General features: G+C 38.2%; 18 protein-coding genes, 2 tRNA genes, 3 rRNA genes and 1 riboswitch (1 of these 24 only partly in view). Of the genes, 1 reads left to right on the top strand and 22 read right to left on the bottom strand.

Going from position 1 to position 21,392, the window contains the following annotated elements:
• The 5 genes from THEXY_RS00380 to pflB form a co-directional block, all read right to left on the bottom strand.
• On the bottom strand, positions 1-340 hold the 5' portion of the coding sequence (locus THEXY_RS00380; protein ID WP_013786892.1) for a fumarate hydratase. It extends 503 nt beyond the left edge of the window; the window shows 340 of its 843 coding nt (coding positions 1-340); the start codon lies at positions 338-340; the stop codon falls past the left edge of the window.
• 67 nt (positions 341-407) lie between these two features.
• Positions 408-1,319: an MBL fold metallo-hydrolase gene (locus THEXY_RS00375; RefSeq protein ID WP_013786891.1), complete on the bottom strand. Its 912-nt coding sequence runs from the start codon at positions 1,317-1,319 to the stop codon at positions 408-410.
• Between the two features lie 28 nt (positions 1,320-1,347).
• Positions 1,348-2,544 carry an IS701 family transposase gene (locus tag THEXY_RS00370; protein WP_013786890.1) on the bottom strand — a complete coding sequence of 399 codons (1,197 nt, stop codon included), beginning with the start codon at positions 2,542-2,544 and terminating at the stop codon, positions 1,348-1,350.
• Between the two features lie 258 nt (positions 2,545-2,802).
• Positions 2,803-3,531 carry a pyruvate formate-lyase-activating protein gene (gene pflA / locus THEXY_RS00365; RefSeq protein ID WP_013786889.1) on the bottom strand — a complete coding sequence of 243 codons (729 nt, stop codon included), beginning with the start codon at positions 3,529-3,531 and terminating at the stop codon, positions 2,803-2,805.
• Positions 3,532-3,559: 28 nt separating this feature from the next.
• Complete coding sequence (gene pflB / locus THEXY_RS00360; protein WP_013786888.1) at positions 3,560-5,788, bottom strand: formate C-acetyltransferase; 2,229 nt, start codon at positions 5,786-5,788, stop codon at positions 3,560-3,562.
• 227 nt (positions 5,789-6,015) lie between these two features.
• Between pflB and THEXY_RS00355 the strand changes: the two genes are divergently transcribed.
• Positions 6,016-6,738, top strand: coding sequence for a pseudouridine synthase (locus tag THEXY_RS00355; RefSeq protein ID WP_013786887.1), 723 nt, complete (start codon positions 6,016-6,018; stop codon positions 6,736-6,738).
• On the opposite strand, the gene THEXY_RS00350 is transcribed toward THEXY_RS00355, so the two are convergent.
• The 17 genes from THEXY_RS00350 to recR form a co-directional block, all read right to left on the bottom strand.
• Positions 6,739-7,770 carry a glycoside hydrolase family protein gene (locus THEXY_RS00350; protein ID WP_013786886.1) on the bottom strand — a complete coding sequence of 344 codons (1,032 nt, stop codon included), beginning with the start codon at positions 7,768-7,770 and terminating at the stop codon, positions 6,739-6,741. It lies immediately after the preceding gene.
• Positions 7,771-7,787: 17 nt separating this feature from the next.
• Entirely contained in the window at positions 7,788-8,966 is a 1,179-nt protein-coding gene (locus THEXY_RS00345; protein ID WP_013786885.1) for a glycosyltransferase family 4 protein, read from the bottom strand.
• 14 nt (positions 8,967-8,980) lie between these two features.
• Positions 8,981-10,015 (bottom strand): nucleotidyltransferase family protein, encoded by a 1,035-nt coding sequence (locus THEXY_RS00340; protein ID WP_013786884.1) that lies wholly within the window; start codon positions 10,013-10,015, stop codon positions 8,981-8,983.
• Positions 10,016-10,224: 209 nt separating this feature from the next.
• Positions 10,225-10,962, bottom strand: coding sequence for an elongation factor P 5-aminopentanone reductase (gene ymfI / locus THEXY_RS00335; protein WP_013786883.1), 738 nt, complete (start codon positions 10,960-10,962; stop codon positions 10,225-10,227).
• 111 nt (positions 10,963-11,073) lie between these two features.
• On the bottom strand, positions 11,074-11,316 hold the full coding sequence (locus tag THEXY_RS00330; protein ID WP_013786882.1) for a hypothetical protein: 243 nt from the start codon (positions 11,314-11,316) through the stop codon (positions 11,074-11,076).
• A gap of 351 nt (positions 11,317-11,667) precedes the next feature.
• Positions 11,668-11,742: transfer RNA gene (locus THEXY_RS00325), tRNA-Gly, on the bottom strand.
• Between the two features lie 26 nt (positions 11,743-11,768).
• Positions 11,769-11,843: transfer RNA gene (locus THEXY_RS00320), tRNA-Asn, on the bottom strand.
• 7 nt (positions 11,844-11,850) lie between these two features.
• Positions 11,851-11,959 (bottom strand): 5S ribosomal RNA (rrf, locus tag THEXY_RS00315).
• Between the two features lie 50 nt (positions 11,960-12,009).
• Positions 12,010-15,378 (bottom strand): 23S ribosomal RNA (locus THEXY_RS00310).
• A 333-nt stretch (positions 15,379-15,711) separates the two neighbouring features.
• A 16S ribosomal RNA gene (locus THEXY_RS00305) occupies positions 15,712-17,299 on the bottom strand.
• The 16S, 23S and 5S rRNA genes sit together here with 2 tRNA genes alongside, the layout of an rRNA operon.
• A 336-nt stretch (positions 17,300-17,635) precedes the next feature.
• Positions 17,636-17,884, bottom strand: a complete 249-nt coding sequence (locus THEXY_RS00300) for a DUF1657 domain-containing protein (protein WP_013296629.1) — start codon at positions 17,882-17,884, stop codon at positions 17,636-17,638.
• A gap of 87 nt (positions 17,885-17,971) precedes the next feature.
• The gene (locus THEXY_RS00295; RefSeq protein ID WP_013786880.1) at positions 17,972-18,244 is read right to left on the bottom strand and encodes a pro-sigmaK processing inhibitor BofA family protein; all 273 of its coding nucleotides are present in this window, start codon (positions 18,242-18,244) and stop codon (positions 17,972-17,974) included.
• Between the two features lie 52 nt (positions 18,245-18,296).
• A complete protein-coding gene (locus tag THEXY_RS00290; RefSeq protein WP_013786879.1) occupies positions 18,297-18,563 on the bottom strand; it encodes a DUF2508 family protein in 267 nt (88 codons plus the stop codon).
• A 48-nt stretch (positions 18,564-18,611) separates the two neighbouring features.
• Positions 18,612-19,793 (bottom strand): HD-GYP domain-containing protein, encoded by a 1,182-nt coding sequence (locus THEXY_RS00285; RefSeq protein ID WP_013786878.1) that lies wholly within the window; start codon positions 19,791-19,793, stop codon positions 18,612-18,614.
• A gap of 42 nt (positions 19,794-19,835) precedes the next feature.
• Positions 19,836-20,207: a fluoride efflux transporter CrcB gene (gene crcB / locus THEXY_RS00280; protein ID WP_013786877.1), complete on the bottom strand. Its 372-nt coding sequence runs from the start codon at positions 20,205-20,207 to the stop codon at positions 19,836-19,838.
• On the bottom strand, positions 20,207-20,608 hold the full coding sequence (gene crcB, locus THEXY_RS00275) for a fluoride efflux transporter CrcB (protein WP_013786876.1): 402 nt from the start codon (positions 20,606-20,608) through the stop codon (positions 20,207-20,209). Before crcB (THEXY_RS00275) ends, crcB (THEXY_RS00280) begins: the two co-directional genes overlap by 1 nt.
• Positions 20,609-20,664: 56 nt before the next feature.
• Positions 20,665-20,725, bottom strand: a riboswitch (Fluoride riboswitch).
• A 54-nt stretch (positions 20,726-20,779) separates the two neighbouring features.
• Positions 20,780-21,379, bottom strand: coding sequence for a recombination mediator RecR (gene recR / locus THEXY_RS00270; RefSeq protein ID WP_013786875.1), 600 nt, complete (start codon positions 21,377-21,379; stop codon positions 20,780-20,782).
• Positions 21,380-21,392: the final 13 nt, after the last annotated feature.

Genomic DNA, 21,392 nt, shown 5'->3' with positions numbered 1-21,392 from the left:
GATCCCTCACAATTGATTTTCTTAAATACCCATTGAGATATCCATCTTTAACACCATTATTTATAGCATCATCAAGACTGCCACCTACAACATGGACATCTTGTCCTATCTCAACGAAAATCACCGCTATACCTGTGTCTTGGCATATTGGCATTTCCTTTGCCTTGGCAATCTCAGCATTTTCAACTATGTCATTGAGTATTTCTGCACCTATTTCGCTGATTTCCTCGTGGACTTTCTCCTTCAACATATTTAATACATCATTTGGCAAATTGTAATTAGCTTTAATGCACAAAAGCTCAACAGTCCTTCTTACATCATCTGCTTTTATTTCTCTCATACAGCACCTCAATTCTATATCGATTGTTAAAATAATAATACTACAAGATTAGGTTTTTAAAAAGACTTCAAACAGATTTCCTATAGAAATACATTTCTCCGTTTTCTATGGAATAATCGATAAGATTTTTTTCTCTCAAATAACTCAAAAACGCGGAGACCGATGAAAAATAAATATAATACTGAGTAAAATTCAAAGGAAGATCGTTTAATATTACTAAGTTTTGCAGCAATCCTTCCCTTGTCTGAGGTTGTTCCAATAATTCCAGCATAATTTTAATATTATCTTCTATATTTGAAATATTTTTTTCTATCAGTGCATCAAGCTCATCCTTGTTAAGCACTCTATCTATGTGACTTATTACAAAATAGTCTGCATCCACCTCTTTTAACTTTTTTAAAGTTTCAATGCTTTTTTCTATATTAAACAAATATGGAAGTGAGTATTTTTTTATTGTGTCCTCACTAAATACGCTGTCTCCCAAAAAACATACTTTATCAGGTGTAATGACACCGATTTGATCTATTGAATGCCCCACCAAAGATATTATATCAAACTTTTCATCACCAATTTTTGAAATACCACAATCAAGGATGAAATCTACAGAAAATGTTTTATTAGTCGTATCAAGGTCTCTTATTGGAGATGAAGAAAACAGCACTATATCTCTCAACTCTGGATTTTCTATATATAATCGCTCCTTATTTGATGTATAGATTTCGCACCCAGGGTACTGAGTTTTAAAATATATATTGCCACCGCAGTGATCCATGTGATTGTGAGTATTTATGATATATTTGGGATGCAATCCGTTTTCTACTAATACATTGTCAATCTTTCTCGCTTGGCCATTGTTTATACCTGTATCCACTAATATACAATTTTTGTTTTTATAAGCATAAACACCTATATTTGTAGGATTATCTATGTAATAAGTGTTTCTATTTATCTTACTATAGATGAGAAAAAATGATAACAAATATTACCATCAAATAGATACACTACACCTATGCTAACTGTAGTTCTGCTAAAATTTCATCAATAGGTACTTTATTATTAGCTTGCTCATATAGCCATTGAACACGCTGCTTTTGTACTTCTTTGCGTACTATTTTTATTCCTTGCCCAAATTTGCAATATTCGTCGCCTGAAGTCGTACAATACATGTATGTCAATGATATAAGCCATAATAATCTATCTATTGATTTTGTTGAGCGTACTTGATATGTATTTAGTCCAAGATTATTCTTTGTCTGCCTAAAGAATATTTCTATAGGCCATCTCTGACTATAGTATTTTAGAATAGTCTCAGTATCTAATTCAGTATCAGTACAGATAAATGCATGTAGAGCATTTTCATTTTTAAAAGCTTTCTCAGGCCAGCACATTAGAACTACAGCATTATCTATGCCATTTAAGGCTCCTTCATAGCGATATACCCAGTAATTAGAACCGTTCACTGTAACGAGGTGAACTTCGTTCTTTTCGATATATTGGGCAAAATCTTTTATCTGAATTCTGATGCCTTGTGGATAGATAATCCTGTTAGTTTTTAGTGCTCCTATGAGATGGTATCCTCTTTCGAAATGTGCTTCTATTACTTTTTTGTTTATGTACCATGAATCACATAGTCCATATGCTGGTCCTTTAGGTATTGGAAGCATAGATACCATTTCACATATTCTTTCGATTTTGCTTTTGCCACCTTTTTCATAGCGCTCAATACAGTAAGGTAATACCACATTGCCGCAAGATAGCATCATGGTAAGAAGTTGATGTCCCCAAACTTGCTTCCCTTTTAAATGTGATTGATGGAATCCTGTTGCCTGGATAGTATGTTTAGCCTGTAACGAAGGCTTTGTCTTCTCAGCAATAGTATCATCAAAAATCACAAATATCGGCTTGTTGCTAGTTTGGAATAATTCAAATATAATGCGAATAACTTCTCGCCTTATAGCTCTCCATGCATACTCTATATTCCAAACACCTTGGCTTAAGAATTTGCCAAAGGTAGTTCTATGGCAATTAGCAAGGCTTAAATTAACTATATCTGTAACAGTACCACTATAACCTTTTTGAGTGGCAGCAATTATAAATTCTAAAACATGACGAATAACAGGTTTAGTAAAATATAATGCAAAATTTAATTTCATTAAGTACTGGATTATTGATGAATTTTCTGTTATTCTTTTATTATGAGACATTTGCTCCACTCCTATGGTTAATATTGTTATAGTGTAACAACATATTAATACCATAAAAGCGAGCATTTGTCTCTATTTTTTATTAAATTTTTTCATGTAAGTTTATTATGGTAATTTATGTTAGTGAATTTTCTCATCTATAGTATCTTATTTAAATTCATGCGATTACCTCCAAAAATTACATCATCACATGATAATTTTACACCCTTTATCAAATTAATTCAAAGTAAAAGCCCCATGATAGACATCATGAGGCTCTTAAACTGCTTTCATACCTCTTTTTTTAAATTCTTCTTTTATCTCTTCTATTTTTGATGTGTCAGGAGGATTTATTCCCTTCAATCTATATGGTATCCCAAGCACGTCATATTTATACACACCCATTTTGTGGTACGGAAGTATCTCAACTCTATCTACATTTTTCAACGACGAAACGAAATCAGCCAATTTTTTTATCTCTTCCATATCATCTGTTATTCCAGGCACTATTACATGCCTTATCCACATTTTTTTACCTTCATCAGAAATGTATTTTGCAAACTCCAAAGTCTTTCTATTCGAAACGCCTGTAAGCTTTTTATGCCCTTCATCATCAATATGTTTTATGTCAAGTAAAAAAAGATCGGTGTATTTTACAAGTTCTTTTACTTTATCTATATCAACATATCCTGATGTATCTAATGCAGTGTGTATAAAAGATGCTTTAAGCTTTTTAAATAGATCTTCGCAAAATTCAGGCTGTAATGTAGGTTCTCCACCCGTCAACGTCACGCCACCACCTGATGCCTTCATATATGGTATATATCTTTTTACATCATTAAATATTTCATCTGTCGATACTTCTTTGCCACAGCTATAATCCCATGTATCAGGGTTATGGCAATAAGCACATCTTAAAGGACAGCCTTGCATAAAGACTACATACCTTATGCCGGGCCCATCTACAGTACCACATGTCTCTATTGAATGTATTTTTCCCATAACCATGACACATCACCTTTATATAAAATTTGCCTTACATAGATTCGTGGAACGTGCGGGATATAACCTCCAATTGTTGCTCTCTCGTTAATTTATTGAAGTTGACAGCATACCCTGAAACTCTAATAGTAAGCTGTGGATATTTCTCAGGATGCTCCATGGCATCAAGCAACATGTCTCTGTTTAAAACGTTGATATTTATGTGGTGCCCTGCATTAAATGCGTATCCATCTAATAGTCCTACAAGATTATTAATTTTATCTTCGTCATTTTTCCCAAGTGCATTTGGTACAATTGTAAATGTGTATGATATGCCATCTAACGAGCTGTCATAAGGTATTTTTGATACTGAATTCATTGATGCTATGGCACCTTTTGTATCTCTGCCGTGCATCGGATTCGCACCTGGTGCAAAAGGCTCTCCCGCCTTTCTTCCATCAGGCGTAGCACCTGTCTTCTTGCCGTACACCACATTTGATGTAATTGTCAAAACAGACAATGTTGGTATAGAATTTCTGTAAGTCTTATGCTTTTTAAGCTTATTCATAAATCTTTCCACAATGTCAACTGCTATCGAGTCAACCCTGTCATCGTCATTGCCAAACTTAGGGAAATCACCTTCCACTTCGTAATCTACCGCTATATCATTTTCGTCTCTTATGACTTTTACTTTGGCATACTTTATGGCACTTAAAGAATCTGCCGCAACAGAAAGACCTGCGATTCCAAAAGCCATCGTCCTCACGATATCTCTATCATGCAAAGCCATAAGAGACCTCTCATAAGCGTATTTATCATGCATATAGTGTATTATATTCATAGCTTTTACATACACTTTTGCAAGCCACTCCAGCATGTTGTCGTATGCTTCCATTACCTCATCGAAATCTAAATATTCAGACTTTATGGGATTAAATTTTGGTGCCACTTGTGTTTTATACCTTTCATCGACGCCACCATTTATAGCGTACAGCAACGCCTTCGCCAGATTCGCTCTTGCTCCAAAAAATTGCATCTGTTCCCCCGTCTTCATGGCTGACACACAGCAAGCAATACTGTAGTCATCATTGTATATTGGCCTCATTAAGTCATCATTTTCATATTGAATAGAGCTGGTATCTATTGATACCTTGGCACAGAATCTTTTAAAGTTTTCAGGAAGATTTTTAGACCATAAAACTGTTAAATTCGGCTCAGGTGCAGGACCTAAATTATACAATGTGTTTAATATCCTAAATGAATTTTTAGTAACAAGAGGTCTTCCGTCTACACCTACACCACCAATTGATTCTGTGACCCAAACAGGATCACCGCTAAACAACTCATTGTAATCAGGGGTCCTTAAGAACCTCACCATTCTAAGCTTCATAACAAAGTGATCCATCAATTCTTGCGCCTGCTTCTCTGTCAATGTTCCTTCTTTCAGATCTCTTTCAATGTATATGTCAAGAAAAGTAGATACTCTTCCAAGCGACATAGCAGCACCGTTTTGTTCCTTTATAGCAGCAAGGAAGGCAAAGTAAGTCCACTGCACAGCTTCTTTTGCGTTTTTAGCAGGTCTTGATATGTCGTATCCATACTTTAATGCCATTTCCTTCATTTCATTTAATGCTTTAATCTGTTCTGTCAGTTCTTCTCTCAAGCGGATAGTTGCTTCATCAAATTCATCGTAATCAAGCTCAAGCTTTTCTTTTTCCTTTTCTTCGATGAGTCTGTCTATTCCATAAAGTGCAACTCTCCTGTAATCGCCTATTATTCTTCCTCTGCCATACGCATCAGGAAGACCCGTTATTATACCAGCATGTCTTGCTGCCCTTATTTCCGGAGTATATGCATCAAACACGCCATCATTGTGGGTCTTTCTGTATTTCGTAAATATCTCTTCTACTTTTGGGTCGACTTTATATCCATAAGCCTCACAAGCTTTTTTGACCATCCTTATGCCACCGTAAGGCATTATAGCTCTTTTAAGAGGTTTGTCTGTCTGCAATCCAACTATTTCTTCAAGATCTTTGTCTATATATCCCGCATCGTGAGATGTTATAGACGATACAGTTTTTGTATCAATATCTAATACACCTTTTTTCAATTCTTCTTTCATTAATTCAAGAACCTTATTCCAAAGCTTAATAGTCTTTTCTGTAGGTCCCTCTAAAAAACTATCATCGCCTTCGTATAACGTATAATTTTTTTGTATAAAATCTTGAACATCAATAGTCTTTTGCCACTTGCCCTCCTGAAACCCGCGCCATTCACTAATCATCTTTATTCCCCCTAATTATTTATTATAGTTTTATTATAGCCATTTTGTTCTTTGTAGTCAATATACTGTATACACTTCAGAAAATTTATTATCTTGAAACATCATTTTAATTGTATCATCAGTAAAGCACAAAAAATATGATATATGTCACATTTTCGATACAATTTTTATATTTTTGGGATATAATTAACTAAGAAGTAAGTTATATTGTTTAGGAGGAAACTAAAATGTCGAAGATGAGAATAGATAAGCTTTTATCAAATATGGGATATGGTTCAAGGAAAGAAATTAAAAATTTTATAAAAGAATGCCTTGTTGCAATAAATGATGTAATAATCGATGACCCTGGTTTTACAGTACAACCTGACAAAGACGTTATCACATTTAGAAACGAAAAAGTCTCATACAAAGAATACATATATATAATGATGAACAAACCGAAAGGCGTCATTTGTGCAACATATGACCCGTCGGAAAGAACCGTTGTAGACCTTTTGCCACACCATATAAAATCAAGAAAGGTTTTTCCAGCAGGAAGACTTGACAAAGACACAGAAGGATTGCTTTTAATCACAAATGATGGAGAACTGTCACATAAACTTTTATCGCCAAAAAAACACGTCTTTAAAAAATACTATGCAGAAGTTTTAGGATTTATCGACGAAGATGACGCATCTTTGTTTTCAGAAGGCATATTATTAGACGATGGTTACAAGACTATGCCTGCAACTCTGGAAATAATATCTTCAGGCAATATCTCAAAAGTATATATTTCAATCAGAGAGGGAAAATATCATCAAATAAAAAGAATGTTTGAAGCGATAGACTCAAAAGTCATCTACTTAAAAAGGCTTTCAATAGGTAAATTAAAATTAGATGAAAATTTAAAAGAAGGGGAATGGCGGGAATTAAACGAAGAAGAAATAAAATTGCTTAAGTCAATTGAATAGCTATTTCAATTGATCGATTGCACAGTGGGATATCATAATCGATACAAGGCTTTCAGCTCCTTCATTGCTATTTACACCATCTTCTGTTATACCATCGCTGCAGCCTCCACTATCTTCGTCGTATAAGCTTAATCCTTTTGAGTTTTTTCCGTAAAACCATTTGTCACAGTCTATGGCTCTTTTTTTGTATTTTTCATCGCCTGTCAATTTATAAGCATCTATATACATGAGAGCCATTGTATACGCTTCTACAGGCTGCTCATCATATTCTGCAATGTTTTTGCCCTTTCTATACCATCCTTTGCATCCAACAGCTTTAAAATAGCCATTTTTAAAGCAAACACTATCCAGAAAATCAACTGTTTTTAAAGCGACATCCAGAATTTCCTCGTCTTTAACGATTGAAAAATACTTTAGAAGCGATAATGGAATGATTCCATTATCGTACGACACTACATCTTCAAACCACTGCCAATCTTCATTTGAATTTTTTTTGTACTCCTCGATGATATCGTACGCCAATTTATCCATCTTTTTTCTGACAAAATCTTTATCTAAATTCTTAAAAGAATTGTAAACATAGTATAAACCTATTAAGGTGTATGCTTTACCTCTGATGTAATTTAGAATATCTACTAAAGGCAATGATTTCTCAATCATCTTATATGCAGGCAACTTTACCCTTTCATCAATATCTGCATTTATTAAATACCCTAAAGCCCAAATGCACCTGCCAAAACAATCTTCTGAAAAATCTTCATCAATAAATTTCCTATCAAAAGACATGAAATTTCTAAAACGGCCGTCGTCTTCTTGCGCGTACATCAAAAATGACAAGTATTTTTTAATAAGGTCAATAAACACATCATCTTTGTACTTTTCGTACATCATTGTACAGGCTATCAAAGCCCTTCCATTGTCATCAGTCGTATAACCATATTTAGGATTAGGGACAGAGCCAACAGAGTGCTGCATTATACCTGTATCATCTGTCAGTATAAACAAATGGTTAAACATTTTTTTGCCGTCCACAATACGTCCCTCCTTGTTTATACTGCTTCTTTCGCATCATCCTCTAAATCTTCAAATATTCTCAAGAACAATTCAACATATTCTAATGCAACGTTGTCCCACATCATCGTTTTTCCATAAACTTTTATCTTCTCCTCCATGATTTGCTTTTCGTGGGGATTTTCTATGGCAAAACTTATGCAATTTGCTATAGAATCAGGATTTTTAAATTCCGCCAACAGTCCCCTTCCATCGCTTAAAATTTCTTCAGCGTATTTATATGGAGTTGATACAACTAATTTTCCTAAGCCTGCAGCGTATGCCAATGTTCCACTAACCGCTTGTTCCCTGCCAATGTATGGCGTCAAATATACATCAGAAAGCTTTAAGTATTCGACGATCTCCCTTTTTGTCAGATATTTATTGACAAACTTTACATTGTCGTTTAGATTTAGCTCATTTACCTTCCTTACAAGAAAATCTCTGTAAACTTCACCATCTGACCTGACTATATTGGGATGTGTCTGTCCGAGTATAAGGTACAATATATCAGGATGTTTCTCCTTAACCTTCGCTATAGCTTCTATGCCGTATTCTAACCCTTTTCCAGGACTTATCAGTCCAAATGTGCTTACGACGAATTTTCCTGCATCAATGTTGTATTTCTTTCTCAAACTATCGCCGGACAGCGTTGGCAGATTTGGAACTCCGTGAGGCAATACTACGATTTTTCTTTCATCAACACCATATAAATTGACAAGAAGTGGAATTGTGTTTTTGGCCATAGTAACAACTCTTTTGCTCTTTGTACACAATTCTTTTAAAATGTGCTTTTGCTTATCAAGTGGGTTAGACAATATCGTATGAAGAGTTACGACATAAGGCACTTTTAAATTGTCTACAAGATCCAAAATATATTCGCCCCACTCACCGCCGTAAATACCATATTCATGCTCGATTACTAACAAATCAATTAATAAATCATTTAATTTATTTGCAAGTTCTAAATAGCTATTTCGGTCGTGCTGCTTAAGCCTATAAATAACATCATCACCATAATCATATTCTTTATCGTCTATCGCAATCACTTTTGGTTCATTTATAATTTTAATATCTTTAAGCTCATTTACCAAATCCTGTGTAAATGTAGCTATTCCACATTCTCTCGGTGGAAATGTACTCAAAAATGCAATGTTTATTTCTTTATTCTTTACCATTCATAACACCTCCATCAACTTACAGCATAATCGTTAATACCATTTGCATAAACTTCATCTTCAATTTTCCTCATGCCATCTACCACGCTATTTGAAGCCACAACAGCATTTATCAAATTTACATTTCCTTTAACTTTGACATTGTCCCATAAAACGCTGTGCCTTATAATGCTGTTAGAACCTATATGCGTATTATCACCTATAATCGCATACGGACCTATCTCTGCTTTAGCATCTATTTTGACGTTACTTCCTATAAAAACAGGCTCAACAATTTTTACTGAATTATCGATTATGTTTTTTCTATGTTTAATATCGTGATGGCTTACATCAACATATTTGCAATATTTTTTCAATATGTCAAAGTGGACTTTTTTGTACTTCTCAATTGTTCCTATGTCTATCCAATATCCGTCATACCTATACGCAGCCATTTTATAACCTTTCGATAAAAGTTTTGGATATGTATCCCTTTCTATTGAAACCACTTCATCTTTAGGGATTTCATTTAATAGCTGCGGTTCAAATACGTATATTCCCGCATTTATCCATTTTGAATTAGTCTCGTATGGTTTTGGTTTTTCTTTAAACGCTGTAATGTAATCATTATCGTCATACTCTATTACACCGTATTGCGATGGATCCTCTACTTTAGTCATTGCAATAGTAGCTAATGCTTTTTTTGACTTGTGATACTCCACAAGACTTCTAATATCGATATCACATATAATATCTGAATTTAGTATTAAGAAAGTATCATTGAAAAATTCTTCAGCATTTTTTATAGCCCCACCTGTACCCAATGGTATGTCTTCTTTGATGAATGAAACTTTTACCCCTAATTTTTCACCATTTTTAAAATAATTCTCAATATGATTAGATTTATAGCATGTGCTTATTACAACCTCGTCTACGCCTTGATTTTTAAGTCTTAAAATGGTAGATTCTAATAATGGTCTACCCATTATAGGTACCATAGGTTTAGGAAGAAAATTCGTCAGAGGTCTTAGCCTTGTACCTAATCCTCCTGCCAGCAATAATGCTTTCATTCGAATTCCCCCTTCGTCAATATTTAGTTTTTGTTTAACAATTAGAATTTATAATCGTGTTGCAATCAAAGTACAATGTGAGTTAAATGTGAAGATACATCAGTAGTATTAGCACTCTATATAAACGGCTGCTAACAATTAAAATTATAATCCTTTTAATTCCATAAGTCAAGAGGGTTAAAAAGGTATGTAAACGTTAGAAGCCAACTTTACACAAAGCCTCCATCTACAGTCAATACTTGACCTGTTATAAAGGAAGATTGATCAGATAGCAAAAAAACCACTGCCTTAGCGACTTCATCTGGCATCCCAAGTCTTTCAAGAGAAGTTCTTGTCGACAGATATTTAAGTGTATCATCTGACAAGCTTTTATTCATGTCTGTTTCGATTACACCAGGTGCAACACAATTAACTCTTATATTTGATGGTCCTAATTCTTTTGCTAATGCTTTTGTAAAAGCTATAATAGCACCCTTTGAAGCAGAATATGGCACTTCACAAGATGCACCGTATATTCCCCACATTGATGAAACATTCACAATAGCACCTTTTTTACTTTTTAGCATATACTTTAAAGCGCTTTGTGTACAATTAAACATGCCATTTAAATTCACATCCATCATGTATCTCCAATCTTCTACTGATACATCCATAAAAGGCTTAATTTGTGAAACACCAGCATTATTGACCAAGTAATCTATGCGCCCAAATCTCTCAACTACTTCTTTCATCATCGTTTCTACTTCTTCTCTATTTCTGATGTCTGCTTTAAATACATCTGCATATCCTAAGTTACTTTTTATATGATTCTTTAAACTACATGCACTATCGTAATCTGTATTGTAATGAATTGCCACACATCCGCCTAATTTCGATACTTCTTTACATATAGATGAACCAATGCCTCCAGACCCACCTGTAACAACGACAACTTTACCACTAAACATAAAAACATCTCCTTTAATAAATAAATTAAGCCGCTTATAGATAGGTTATACAAAAGCAAAGCAAAAATCAATAGAAAAAAGGTGTATGAAACACCCATACACCTTTTGTAGTTATTTTTTTATGGCCTCTACTGTATTTTTTGTGGTGCTATAAAGGCCAGATGCCCCAAGCCCCATAGCAGTACCCAACAGAATGCCTTTTAAAATATCACCGGGAGCTATGTAAAGTATTCCTAAAGCTATTCCAAATATTAACGAAATCAATGCTGAATATTTTTTAGGTAAGCCAATTTGTTTTACTACCTCTACCAAACCTATTATCAAAGGTATCAGTGAAACATCGTAAACATCCATAATAAAATCCCCCTAAATACACATTTCTAATAACATTATATTTTGTCCCGCGTTTTTTAAGACATGAAATTAAAGTTTTTGCAGGTCTTGTTAAAAAGGCACATTTGAAAAAAATTATCACCGTTCACAAATTGTTTTTTCTATATACTGCTGGCTCATTACGTTAGATCGGCTAAAGTTGTCTATGCGTTATGACGGCTTTTAACGTACTGACTGCGTTCGCCAAGTATATTATGAAAACAAAATTAATCGCTCTCTTCAATAATATTTTTCGGAAAAATACTTAATAGAAAAGAATGAACAAATAAGATAAAATAAAAAAGACCCCGTTGACTGGAATCTTGATATCATTGGAGCGGATGACGGGATTCGAACCCGCGATCCTCGGCTTGGGAAGCCGATGCTCTACCACTGAGCCACATCCGCAAAATATTCTTTTTTAAATACAAAAATGGCTCCTCAGGTAGGGCTCGAACCTACAACCTACCGGTTAACAGCCGGTTGCTCCACCATTGAGCTACTGAGGAATATATTATCCGGCAGCGACCTACTCTCCCGAGTAATCAGTACCATCGGCGCTGGAGGGCTTCACTTCCGTGTTCGGTATGGGAACGGGTTTTTAACCTCCGCTATTGCCACCGGAAATCTTTCGTTCATTTTTCTTAAATGAACTTTGAATACTGCACAATGCTAAAGGTCAAGTCCTCGACTTATTAGTACCGGTCAGCTGAAAGTATTTCTACTCTTACACCTCCGGCCTATCTACCTCGTCTTCTTCAAGGTGTCTTACTCTGGCACTCAACTCTACCTACTGTAATCTATTTTATTCCCTAACATTTGTACATAGTGCTTTTTCCCTTCAGTAAGTATAGTTGAGTGCCAGATGGGAAATCTTATCTTGAGGTGGGTTTCACGCTTAGATGCTTTCAGCGTTTATCCCTTCCAAACTTGGCTACCCAGCTGTGCAAATGGCTTTGCAACTGGTACACCATCGGTTTGTCCACCCCGGTCCTCTCGTACTAAGGGCAGATCCTCTCAAATTTCCTGCGCCCGCGACGGATAGGGACCGAACTGTCTCACGACGTTCTGAACCCAGCTCGCGTACCGCTTTAATGGGCGAACAGCCCAACCCTTGGGACCTACTTCAGCCCCAGGATGCGATGAGCCGACATCGAGGTGCCAAACCTCCCCGTCGATGTGGACTCTTGGGGGAGATCAGCCTGTTATCCCCAGGGTAGCTTTTATCCGTTGAGCGACGGCAATCCCATTCTCTACCGCCGGATCACTAAGCCCGACTTTCGTCCCTGCTCGAATTGTCTTTCTCGCAGTTAGGCTACCTTCTGCCTTTGCACTCTTTCGCGCGATTTCCTTCCGCGCTGAGGTAACCTTTGGACGCCTCCGTTACTTTTTAGGAGGCGACCGCCCCAGTCAAACTGCCCGCCTGTCAGTGTCCATATGCCGGTTTACGGCTCCTATGTTAGAATTTCGGTAATATCAGGGTGGTATCCCAACGTTGGCTCCATATAGGCTGGCGCCCATATTTCTCTGCCTCCCACCTATTCTGTACAGATATTACTAAAATTCAGTGACAAGCTGCAGTAAAGCTCCATGGGGTCTTTCTGTCCTGTCGCGGGTAACTCGCATCTTCACGAGTACTACAATTTCACCGGGTCCCCCTTCAAGACAGCGCCCAAGTCGTTACGCCTTTCGTGCAGGTCGGAACTTACCCGACAAGGAATTTCGCTACCTTAGGACCGTTATAGTTACGGCCGCCGTTTACTGGGGCTTAAGTTCAGAGCTTCTCCGGCACTCAACTCTATCTACTAAGAGTTTATGCTTTTGGCTATTCTTTCTTTTAACCATCTTCTTGCATTATGAGATTTTTTAATTGCTTTTCTCTCTTTTGGGCATCTTCTTTTGCTTTATATGCTTCATAGTAGATTAGTTCCCATTTATGCCCTTTTGTGTATTTGTTTAGTCCTTTATTATGAGCTTCTACTCTTTTCTTTATATTCTCTGAATAGCCTGTATATATGCCTCCATCTTCATTCTTTATTATATAGACATAATACATTTCTTTCACTCCTAATAGGTATAGTTGAGTGCCGGATGACCCTTCCCCTTAACCTTCCAGCACCGGGCAGGCGTCAGCTCCTATACTTCGTCTTTCGACTTAGCAGAAACCTGTGTTTTTGGTAAACAGTCGCTTGGGCCTCTTCTCTGCGGCCTTTCGGCACTCCTTCTCCCGAAGTTACGGAGTCTTTTTGCCGAGTTCCTTAATGAGGGTTCTCCCGCTCGTCTTTGGATTCTCTCCTCGCCTACCTGTGTCGGTTTATGGTACGGGCACCTTATCCTCGATAGCAACTTTTCTTGGCAGCCCCTTCGAAACTTCGCCTTTCGGCTCCCCTTCACAGCTCTTATGAGCTTTGGTACTTCACTCAAAGCTCTTTTCGTCGCTGCTTGGACGTGCTCTACCAACCGCACGCTTTTCTTATCTCGCTGCGTCCTTGCTTCTCTTTTGACGGATTTCGGTGGTACCGGATTTATTACCGGTTCTCCATCGCCTACGCTTTCGCCTCGGCTTAGGTCCCGACTTACCCTGGGCGGATTATCCTTCCCCAGGAATCCTTAGGCTTTCGACGGTAAGGTTTCTCGCCTTACTCTCGTTACTTATACCGGCATTCTCTCTACTGTACTGTCCAGATTCGCTTTCGCTTGTCCTTCGTCCTGTACAGTACGCTCCCCTACCATTCTTTCTTTAGAATCCGTAGCTTCGGTGGCATGTTTTAGCCCCGTTTATTTTCGGCGCGGGATTTCTCGACCAGTGAGCTATTACGCACTCTTTGAATGTATGGCTGCTTCTAAGCCAACATCCTGGTTGTCTTGGAAATCCTACTTCCTTTTCCACTTAACATGCTCTTTGGGACCTTAGCTGTCGGTCTGGGCTCTTTCCCTTTTGACCACGGATCTTATCACTCGTAGTCTGACTCCCAGGGTCTCAATATGGCATTCGGAGTTTGATAGGGTTCGGTAACCTCTTTGGCCCCTAGTCCATTCAGTGCTCTACCTCCATATTTCCTTCCCCCTGAGGCTAGCCCTAAAGCTATTTCGGGGAGAACCAGCTATCTCCGAGCTCGATTGGAATTTCTCCGCTACCCACAATTCATCCCATGACTTTTCAACGTCAACGTGGTTCGGGCCTCCACCAGATCTTACTCCGGCTTCACCCTGATCATGGGTAGGTCGCACGGTTTCGGGTCTATGATATGCAACTTTCGCCCTTTTAAGACTCGCTTTCGCTTCGGCTCCGCTTTCGCTTAACCTCGCTGCATATCTATAACTCGCCGGTCCGTTCTACAAAAAGTACGTGGTCGTCCGGCTCTCAACTGGACACGCTAGTTCTTTTTTCTTCTCTCTAACATGTTCAGTTGAGTGCCGGACTTCCACTGCTTGTGGACATATGGTTTCAGGTTCTCTTTCACTCCCCTCCCGGGGTTCTTTTCACCTTTCCCTCACGGTACTATGCGCTATCGGTCACTTAGGAGTATTTAGCCTTGGGAGATGGTCCTCCCGTCTTCCCACCGGGTTGCCTATCCTGTGGTACTCTGGATCCCACTCGGTATTTGAAGCTTTCGCCTACAGGGCTTTCACCTTCTTTGGCCTGCCTTCCCAGGTCTGTTCGGCTTCGCTTTTTTATACCTTCTTGTGGTCCTAAACCCCCGGCACTCAATTAGAACTGCTATTTCTCTATTTTTGCTTTTTTAACAATTCTAATTGAGTGCCGGGTTTGGGCTCTTTCCTTTTCGCTCGCCACTACTCAGGAAATCGACTTTTTCTTTCTTTTCCTCGCGCTACTTAGATGTTTCAGTTCACGCGGTGTCCCTTCCTCATGGCTATGTGTTCACCATGGGATGCTTAAGTATTACCTTAAGCGGGTTTCCCCATTCGGAGATCTCCGGATCTGCGTCTGCTTGCGACTCCCCGGAGCGTTTCGCCGCTTGCTGCGTCCTTCTTCGGCTCTAAGTGCCTGGGCATCCACCATACGCCCTTTCTAACTTGACCTATTGTTTCCTCGTTTTTCTTCGTTACCCATATTTGCATTGTGCAGTTTTCAAGGTTCACTTCTCTGAGGGCTTAAACCCTCAAAACTGAACAGTGAGATATCGTATTTATTTTATCGCTCACATAGGCTCCGTGTTCTATGTGTCTTCGATTCTTTTCGCTCGTTTCGCTAACGGCACTTAACGACGTCCTGTCGTAGTGCCTCTCGCGTGGTCCTTCACGCTCGCACGCTTCACTCGCTTCATTCATCGGACACATTTACGAACACTCCGCTATATGTTCGCTCTTAAAATAAATACTCTTTCTTTTCTTTATTGTAGGATTGCTCCTTAGAAAGGAGGTGATCCAGCCGCACCTTCCGATACGGCTACCTTGTTACGACTTCACCCCAATCATTTACCCCACCTTCGGCAGCTCCTTCCTTGCGGTTAGGTCACTGACTTCGGGTGTTGTAAACTCTCGTGGTGTGACGGGCGGTGTGTACAAGGCCCGGGAACGTATTCACCGCGGCATGCTGATCCGCGATTACTAGCAACTCCGTCTTCATGCAGGCGGGTTGCAGCCTGCAATCTGAACTGGGACCTGTTTTCTGGGATTCGCTCCGGATCGCTCCTTCGCTGCCCTCTGTTCAGGCCATTGTAGCACGTGTGTAGCCCAGGGCATAAAGGGCATGATGATTTGACGTCATCCCCGCCTTCCTCCGTGTTATCCACGGCAGTCTCGGTAGAGTCCCCGTCTTTACGCTGGTAACTACCAACAGGGGTTGCGCTCGTTGCGGGACTTAACCCAACATCTCACGACACGAGCTGACGACAACCATGCACCACCTGTCTCACAGCTCCTCTTTCGAGGCACTCCGGTATTTCTACCGGATTCTGTGGATGTCAAGCCCTGGTAAGGTTCTTCGCGTTGCTTCGAATTAAACCACATGCTCCGCTGCTTGTGCGGGCCCCCGTCAATTCCTTTGAGTTTCAACCTTGCGGCCGTACTCCCCAGGCGGGATACTTATTGCGTTAACTCCGGCACGGATTATACTAACCCACACCTAGTATCCATCGTTTACGGCGTGGACTACCAGGGTATCTAATCCTGTTTGCTCCCCACGCTTTCGCACCTCAGCGTCAGTTCAAGTCCAGAGAGCCGCTTTCGCCACTGGTATTCTTCCTGATCTCTACGCATTTCACCGCTACACCAGGAATTCCGCTCTCCTCTCCTTGACTCAAGCTATTTAGTTTCAGATGCATACCCTCGGTTGAGCCCAGGTTTTTCACATCTGACTTTTATAGCCGCCTACGTGCTCTTTACGCCCAGTAATTCCGGACAACGCTCGCCCCCTACGTATTACCGCGGCTGCTGGCACGTAGTTAGCCGGGGCTTTCGTATGGTACCGTCATTATCTTCCCATACTATTGAGCTTTACGACCCGAAGGCCTTCTTCGCTCACGCGGCGTCGCTGTGTCAGGGTTTCCCCCATTGCACAATATTCCCCACTGCTGCCTCCCGTAGGAGTCTGGACCGTGTCTCAGTTCCAGTGTGGCCGTTCACCCTCTCAGGCCGGCTACCCATCGTCGCCTTGGTGGGCTTTTACCCCGCCAACTAGCTAATGGGACGCGGACTCATCCTATAGCGGATTTCTCCTTTCTTCAAGCAATGATGCCATTACTTGACATTATCCGGTATTAGCACCCCTTTCGGGGTGTTATCCCAGTCTACAGGGTAGATTGTCCACGCGTTACTCACCCGTCCGCCGCTATCCGGCACTCAACTCCGCGTTTACTCTTATTTCTCTCTTTTTCTGCTTTCTTTTCTCTTTGCTGTCTTTTTTTCTGTAAGCGCTTAGTTGAGTGCCGGATCGCTCGACTTGCATGTGTTAGGCACGCCGCCAGCGTTCGTCCTGAGCCAGGATCAAACTCTCATGTTTATATCCTTTGCTCGCATATCTCACTGTTCGGTTTTCAAGGTTCATTTCCCTCGCCGCTTATCGCGACATCGTCTATATTACCACATTATCTTCTCTCTGTCAACTGCTTTCTATTTGGTATTTTGTGGTAAATAATTTTAGAATCAATATATATAGTCGAATAATCTGTGCCTTATTAATATACCACATTTATTATTTATATTGCAATGCTCCTATTGCCCAAATTACAGCCAATAATTCATTTTATATCTAATTATCTTATAAATGCTTTATTTTTTCTCGTTTTATGTTAATTTTATGTAAAATTTTTGAGGCATCAATAGATGCCTCAAATACTCATTTTTTATTTGAAAGTATATTTTGCACTTGCTGTGTAGCCTGCTGCTGTTGATTCAATTTGTTATTTGAATTTATATAATTCAACCTATTGTTTAGCATATTTACGTGTCTTTGCATATCTTGCTGCATCTGCTGAAACATCTGCTTAGCTGCTGGATCATCTGTCGCACTGGCAAACTGCGCGTACGTTCCAAGTGCAGACTGTGCTGCAGCAACAGCCTTTTCGATATCGCTTTTTACAGTCATCTTTGTAACCTCCTTAATAAAATATTACCTTTTTTATTATTTCTATTAAGGAGATTATTTACACTTATAATTATTTGGAAATTTATATTACACGATATACTGCAGCACAATAAGCAAAATCACTCCAGGTATGCCTAAAAAGCCTACAACTAAAGCTGTTATAGGATTTATGCCGACATATATTCCAAATGTCTTTCCAGCAATATTTATAAAAAATAAGACTAATGCTCCTACTACTCCATTTAAAATAAGCCTTATAAGAAATTTTCTCGGTACAACCAATAACCACCCAAGTATGTATAATAAAAAAAGTCCCACTACATATGCTATTATTATATTGTATTCAATGCTTAAATTCATAAAAATTCCCCCTTAATACATCCTATGATTATTATATTAAGAGGGGGACAAATTATGATATAAGCGAATTGAAATTATCAAAATTCACACCGTTTTCTTTAGCTTTTTTAAGTAAATAAGTATACTTCTTTCTCAATGACTCTATGTTGTAAATAGCTTGATCAATTAAGTCAGGATCTGTAACACTTTGAAAATACATTTCCGCATCTTTTAACTGTCTCATGGTGTTTTTCACTTCATCTATCAAAGCATCATTTTCATCATTTGTTTCTTCTTTTGTAGCTGATATCTCCCTAAAAATTTTATATAGCGTGCCCATATAATACCTCCTCATCCATATTATTGACAGTTATATGGATGAGTATACTTATTTGTTCACTTTTTGTATTTCTCTTATTATCTCCAGCGATTTCCCATCTACCTTATTTTGCTTGACCAATTTATAGATCACATCGATTGCTTCAATATGTGACACACCTTTTCTATAAGGTCTATCTTCTGTCAGTGCTTGGTATATATCGCAAACAGCCATAAGCCTTGAAATTCCATCAAGGTCTTCTCCAGTAAGTCCTTCTGGATACCCTGAGCCATCCAATTTCTCATGATGATTTGCAGCCCATTCAGCTATATCATCAATTCCTCCTATCTCACGTAGTATTATTTTAGTAAAGTATGTATGTGACTTTATCGTCATAAATTCTTTTTCGGTAAGCTTTCCTGGCTTGTCCAATATTTCATTTGGTATGGCCAACTTGCCCAAATCATGCAAAAGACCTGATATCTTAACCTTTTGAACTGTAATTTGATCGTATCCAGAAATTGTAGCTGCTTTATGAGCAATTTCAGAAATGCCTTTTGAATGGTTGTACGTAAAGTGGCTTTTGTTATCAATTATTTTTGAAAAAACTTCAGCGATATTCTCAAGAGCATCTATTCCGAGCACCATAATTTCATTTTTTATGTACGGTTTTAAGACATCAAACTGATTATAATTTTCATAATCCAGCCAAAACTTTTCTTGTTTCATTAGATCTTTAAACACACTTACCAATAGTGGATTAAACGCCTTTCCGGATTCTAAATCAAGCCATTTCTTTATGTTTTCCCTTGTATCGTACTCATTGAGTTTCTTGGATATAATGCTGTACCTTATGTCAAATTGATCTGCTAAATATATTATCTGTGCTTCTAAAGGAATGGAGTTTCCACTAAGATGGAAATACCCACTTCCATCCCAATTTTCATGATGATACTTGATGATTTCAGAAAACTCATCCCCTTTCGGCATTTCTTTTACAAATTCGCTTCCTTTTAACGAATGCTTCCATGTGCTATCATGGTTAATGTCCTCAACTATATCGCTTTTTCCTATATCGTGTAAAAAGGCAGAATAAAAGATCTTATATTCTTCGTCGTTTTTAACGCCAATATTTCGTGCCAGTCTTATGCCAACATAGGCAACTTTTCTCGCATGTCCAAAATTTCTTTTTTCCATCACATCTAATGATAGCGATAACGCTGAAAGCAATCTAAAATAGTCTAATATCAAAATCTCATACCTCCCTCCTTCTATACTTCTATAATACATTATTTAAAACAAACTTCCAATATAGTATCCTAAAAAAGCGCCAATAAGTCCAACAACGACAGTAACAGATGAATACAAAAATGCATGTATATAATGTTTTTTTCGAAAAAGATCTATTGTCTCATGAGAAAAGGTAGAATATGTAGTAAAAGCACCTATAAATCCTGTCATGATAAACAATTTTACATCATTATCAAATAGATGGATAAGCTTAGGACTTGATAAAAAACTTAATAATAAGGCACCTGTTACGTTTATGATAAATGTTTCTAATGGCACTACAAATTCCCTACTCTCTTTTATGTGTCTGGATATTTCATACCTTAATATTGCTCCCAAAACTCCTCCAAAGCCTACTAACAGCATATTTAGCATCAATTTTCTTCACGCCCTTTAATTATTTTTGCTGTCTTATCTCCTAACTCAAATCCCATAAAAGACATAATAAATCCTATAAGTATTGACAGAAGGACATACGTTACTGCAACTGCGATTCTCCCATTTCTCAGTAGATCCATAGTCTCTTTAGTGAACGTAGAAAATGTAGTGAAGGCACCTATAAATCCTGTCGTAATAGCAAGTCTTATATTGAAATTTATATTAAATTCTTCCAGGGTTAAATTTGAAATATAGCTCAGCAAAAATGACCCAAAAATATTTATAAAAAATGTCTCAATAGGAAATACAGTATGCAATATACTTTGATAATAAGTAGAAATTAAATATCTTAATATTGCCCCAAAAAAGCCGCCTACTCCTATATAGATGTATTCCATGAAAATCACCCTTCCATTTTCATTTTAAGTAATAAATATACTCCTATCAGGTAGTATACCCAATAGGAGCCATTAGCATCATCGCATTTAATGGTGAGCTCCTTCACCAGTCTTAATTATATTATAATCCAAACAAATTTTATGTCAAATTAATTTTCAGTAAACTTTAATTTACATTTCCCTTCTGCCTTCTAAAGCTCTGGACAGTGTTACAGAATCTGTGTATTCGAGGTCACCGCCTACTGGTACACCGTGTGCAATTCTTGTTACCTTTATTCCAAAAGGTTTTATCAGCTTTGCAATGTACATGGCAGTTGCCTCGCCTTCTATATCTGGATTTGTAGCTAATATTATTTCATTGATTTCAGCATCTTTTATCCTCTCCAACAGCTCTTTTATCTTTATATCCTCTGGCCCTATTCCATCCATAGGCGATATTGCACCGTGAAGTACATGGTATAATCCTCGATATTCCCTCGTCTTTTCCATCGCTACTACGTCTTTAGGATCGGAAACTACACATATGGTATGTGTATCCCTCGTCTCGTCACTGCATATACTGCAAAGCTCACTGTCAGTAAAGTTATAGCACTTTTTACAGTATCTTAAATTGTTCTTTGCTTCTAAAATAGCATTAGACAAATTGACAACATCATCTAAAGGCATATCTAAGATGTAAAACGCCAGTCTCTGAGCTGTCTTGCGTCCAATGCCGGGGAGTCTTGATAATTCATCAATAAGCCTTGACAATGACCTCGAATATACGTTCATTAATTAACTCACC

It is taken from the genome of Thermoanaerobacterium xylanolyticum LX-11 (assembly GCF_000189775.2).
Lineage (GTDB): Bacteria > Bacillota > Thermoanaerobacteria > Thermoanaerobacterales > Thermoanaerobacteraceae > Thermoanaerobacterium > Thermoanaerobacterium thermosulfurigenes.
This window is presented reverse-complemented; position numbering and strand designations above follow the sequence as displayed.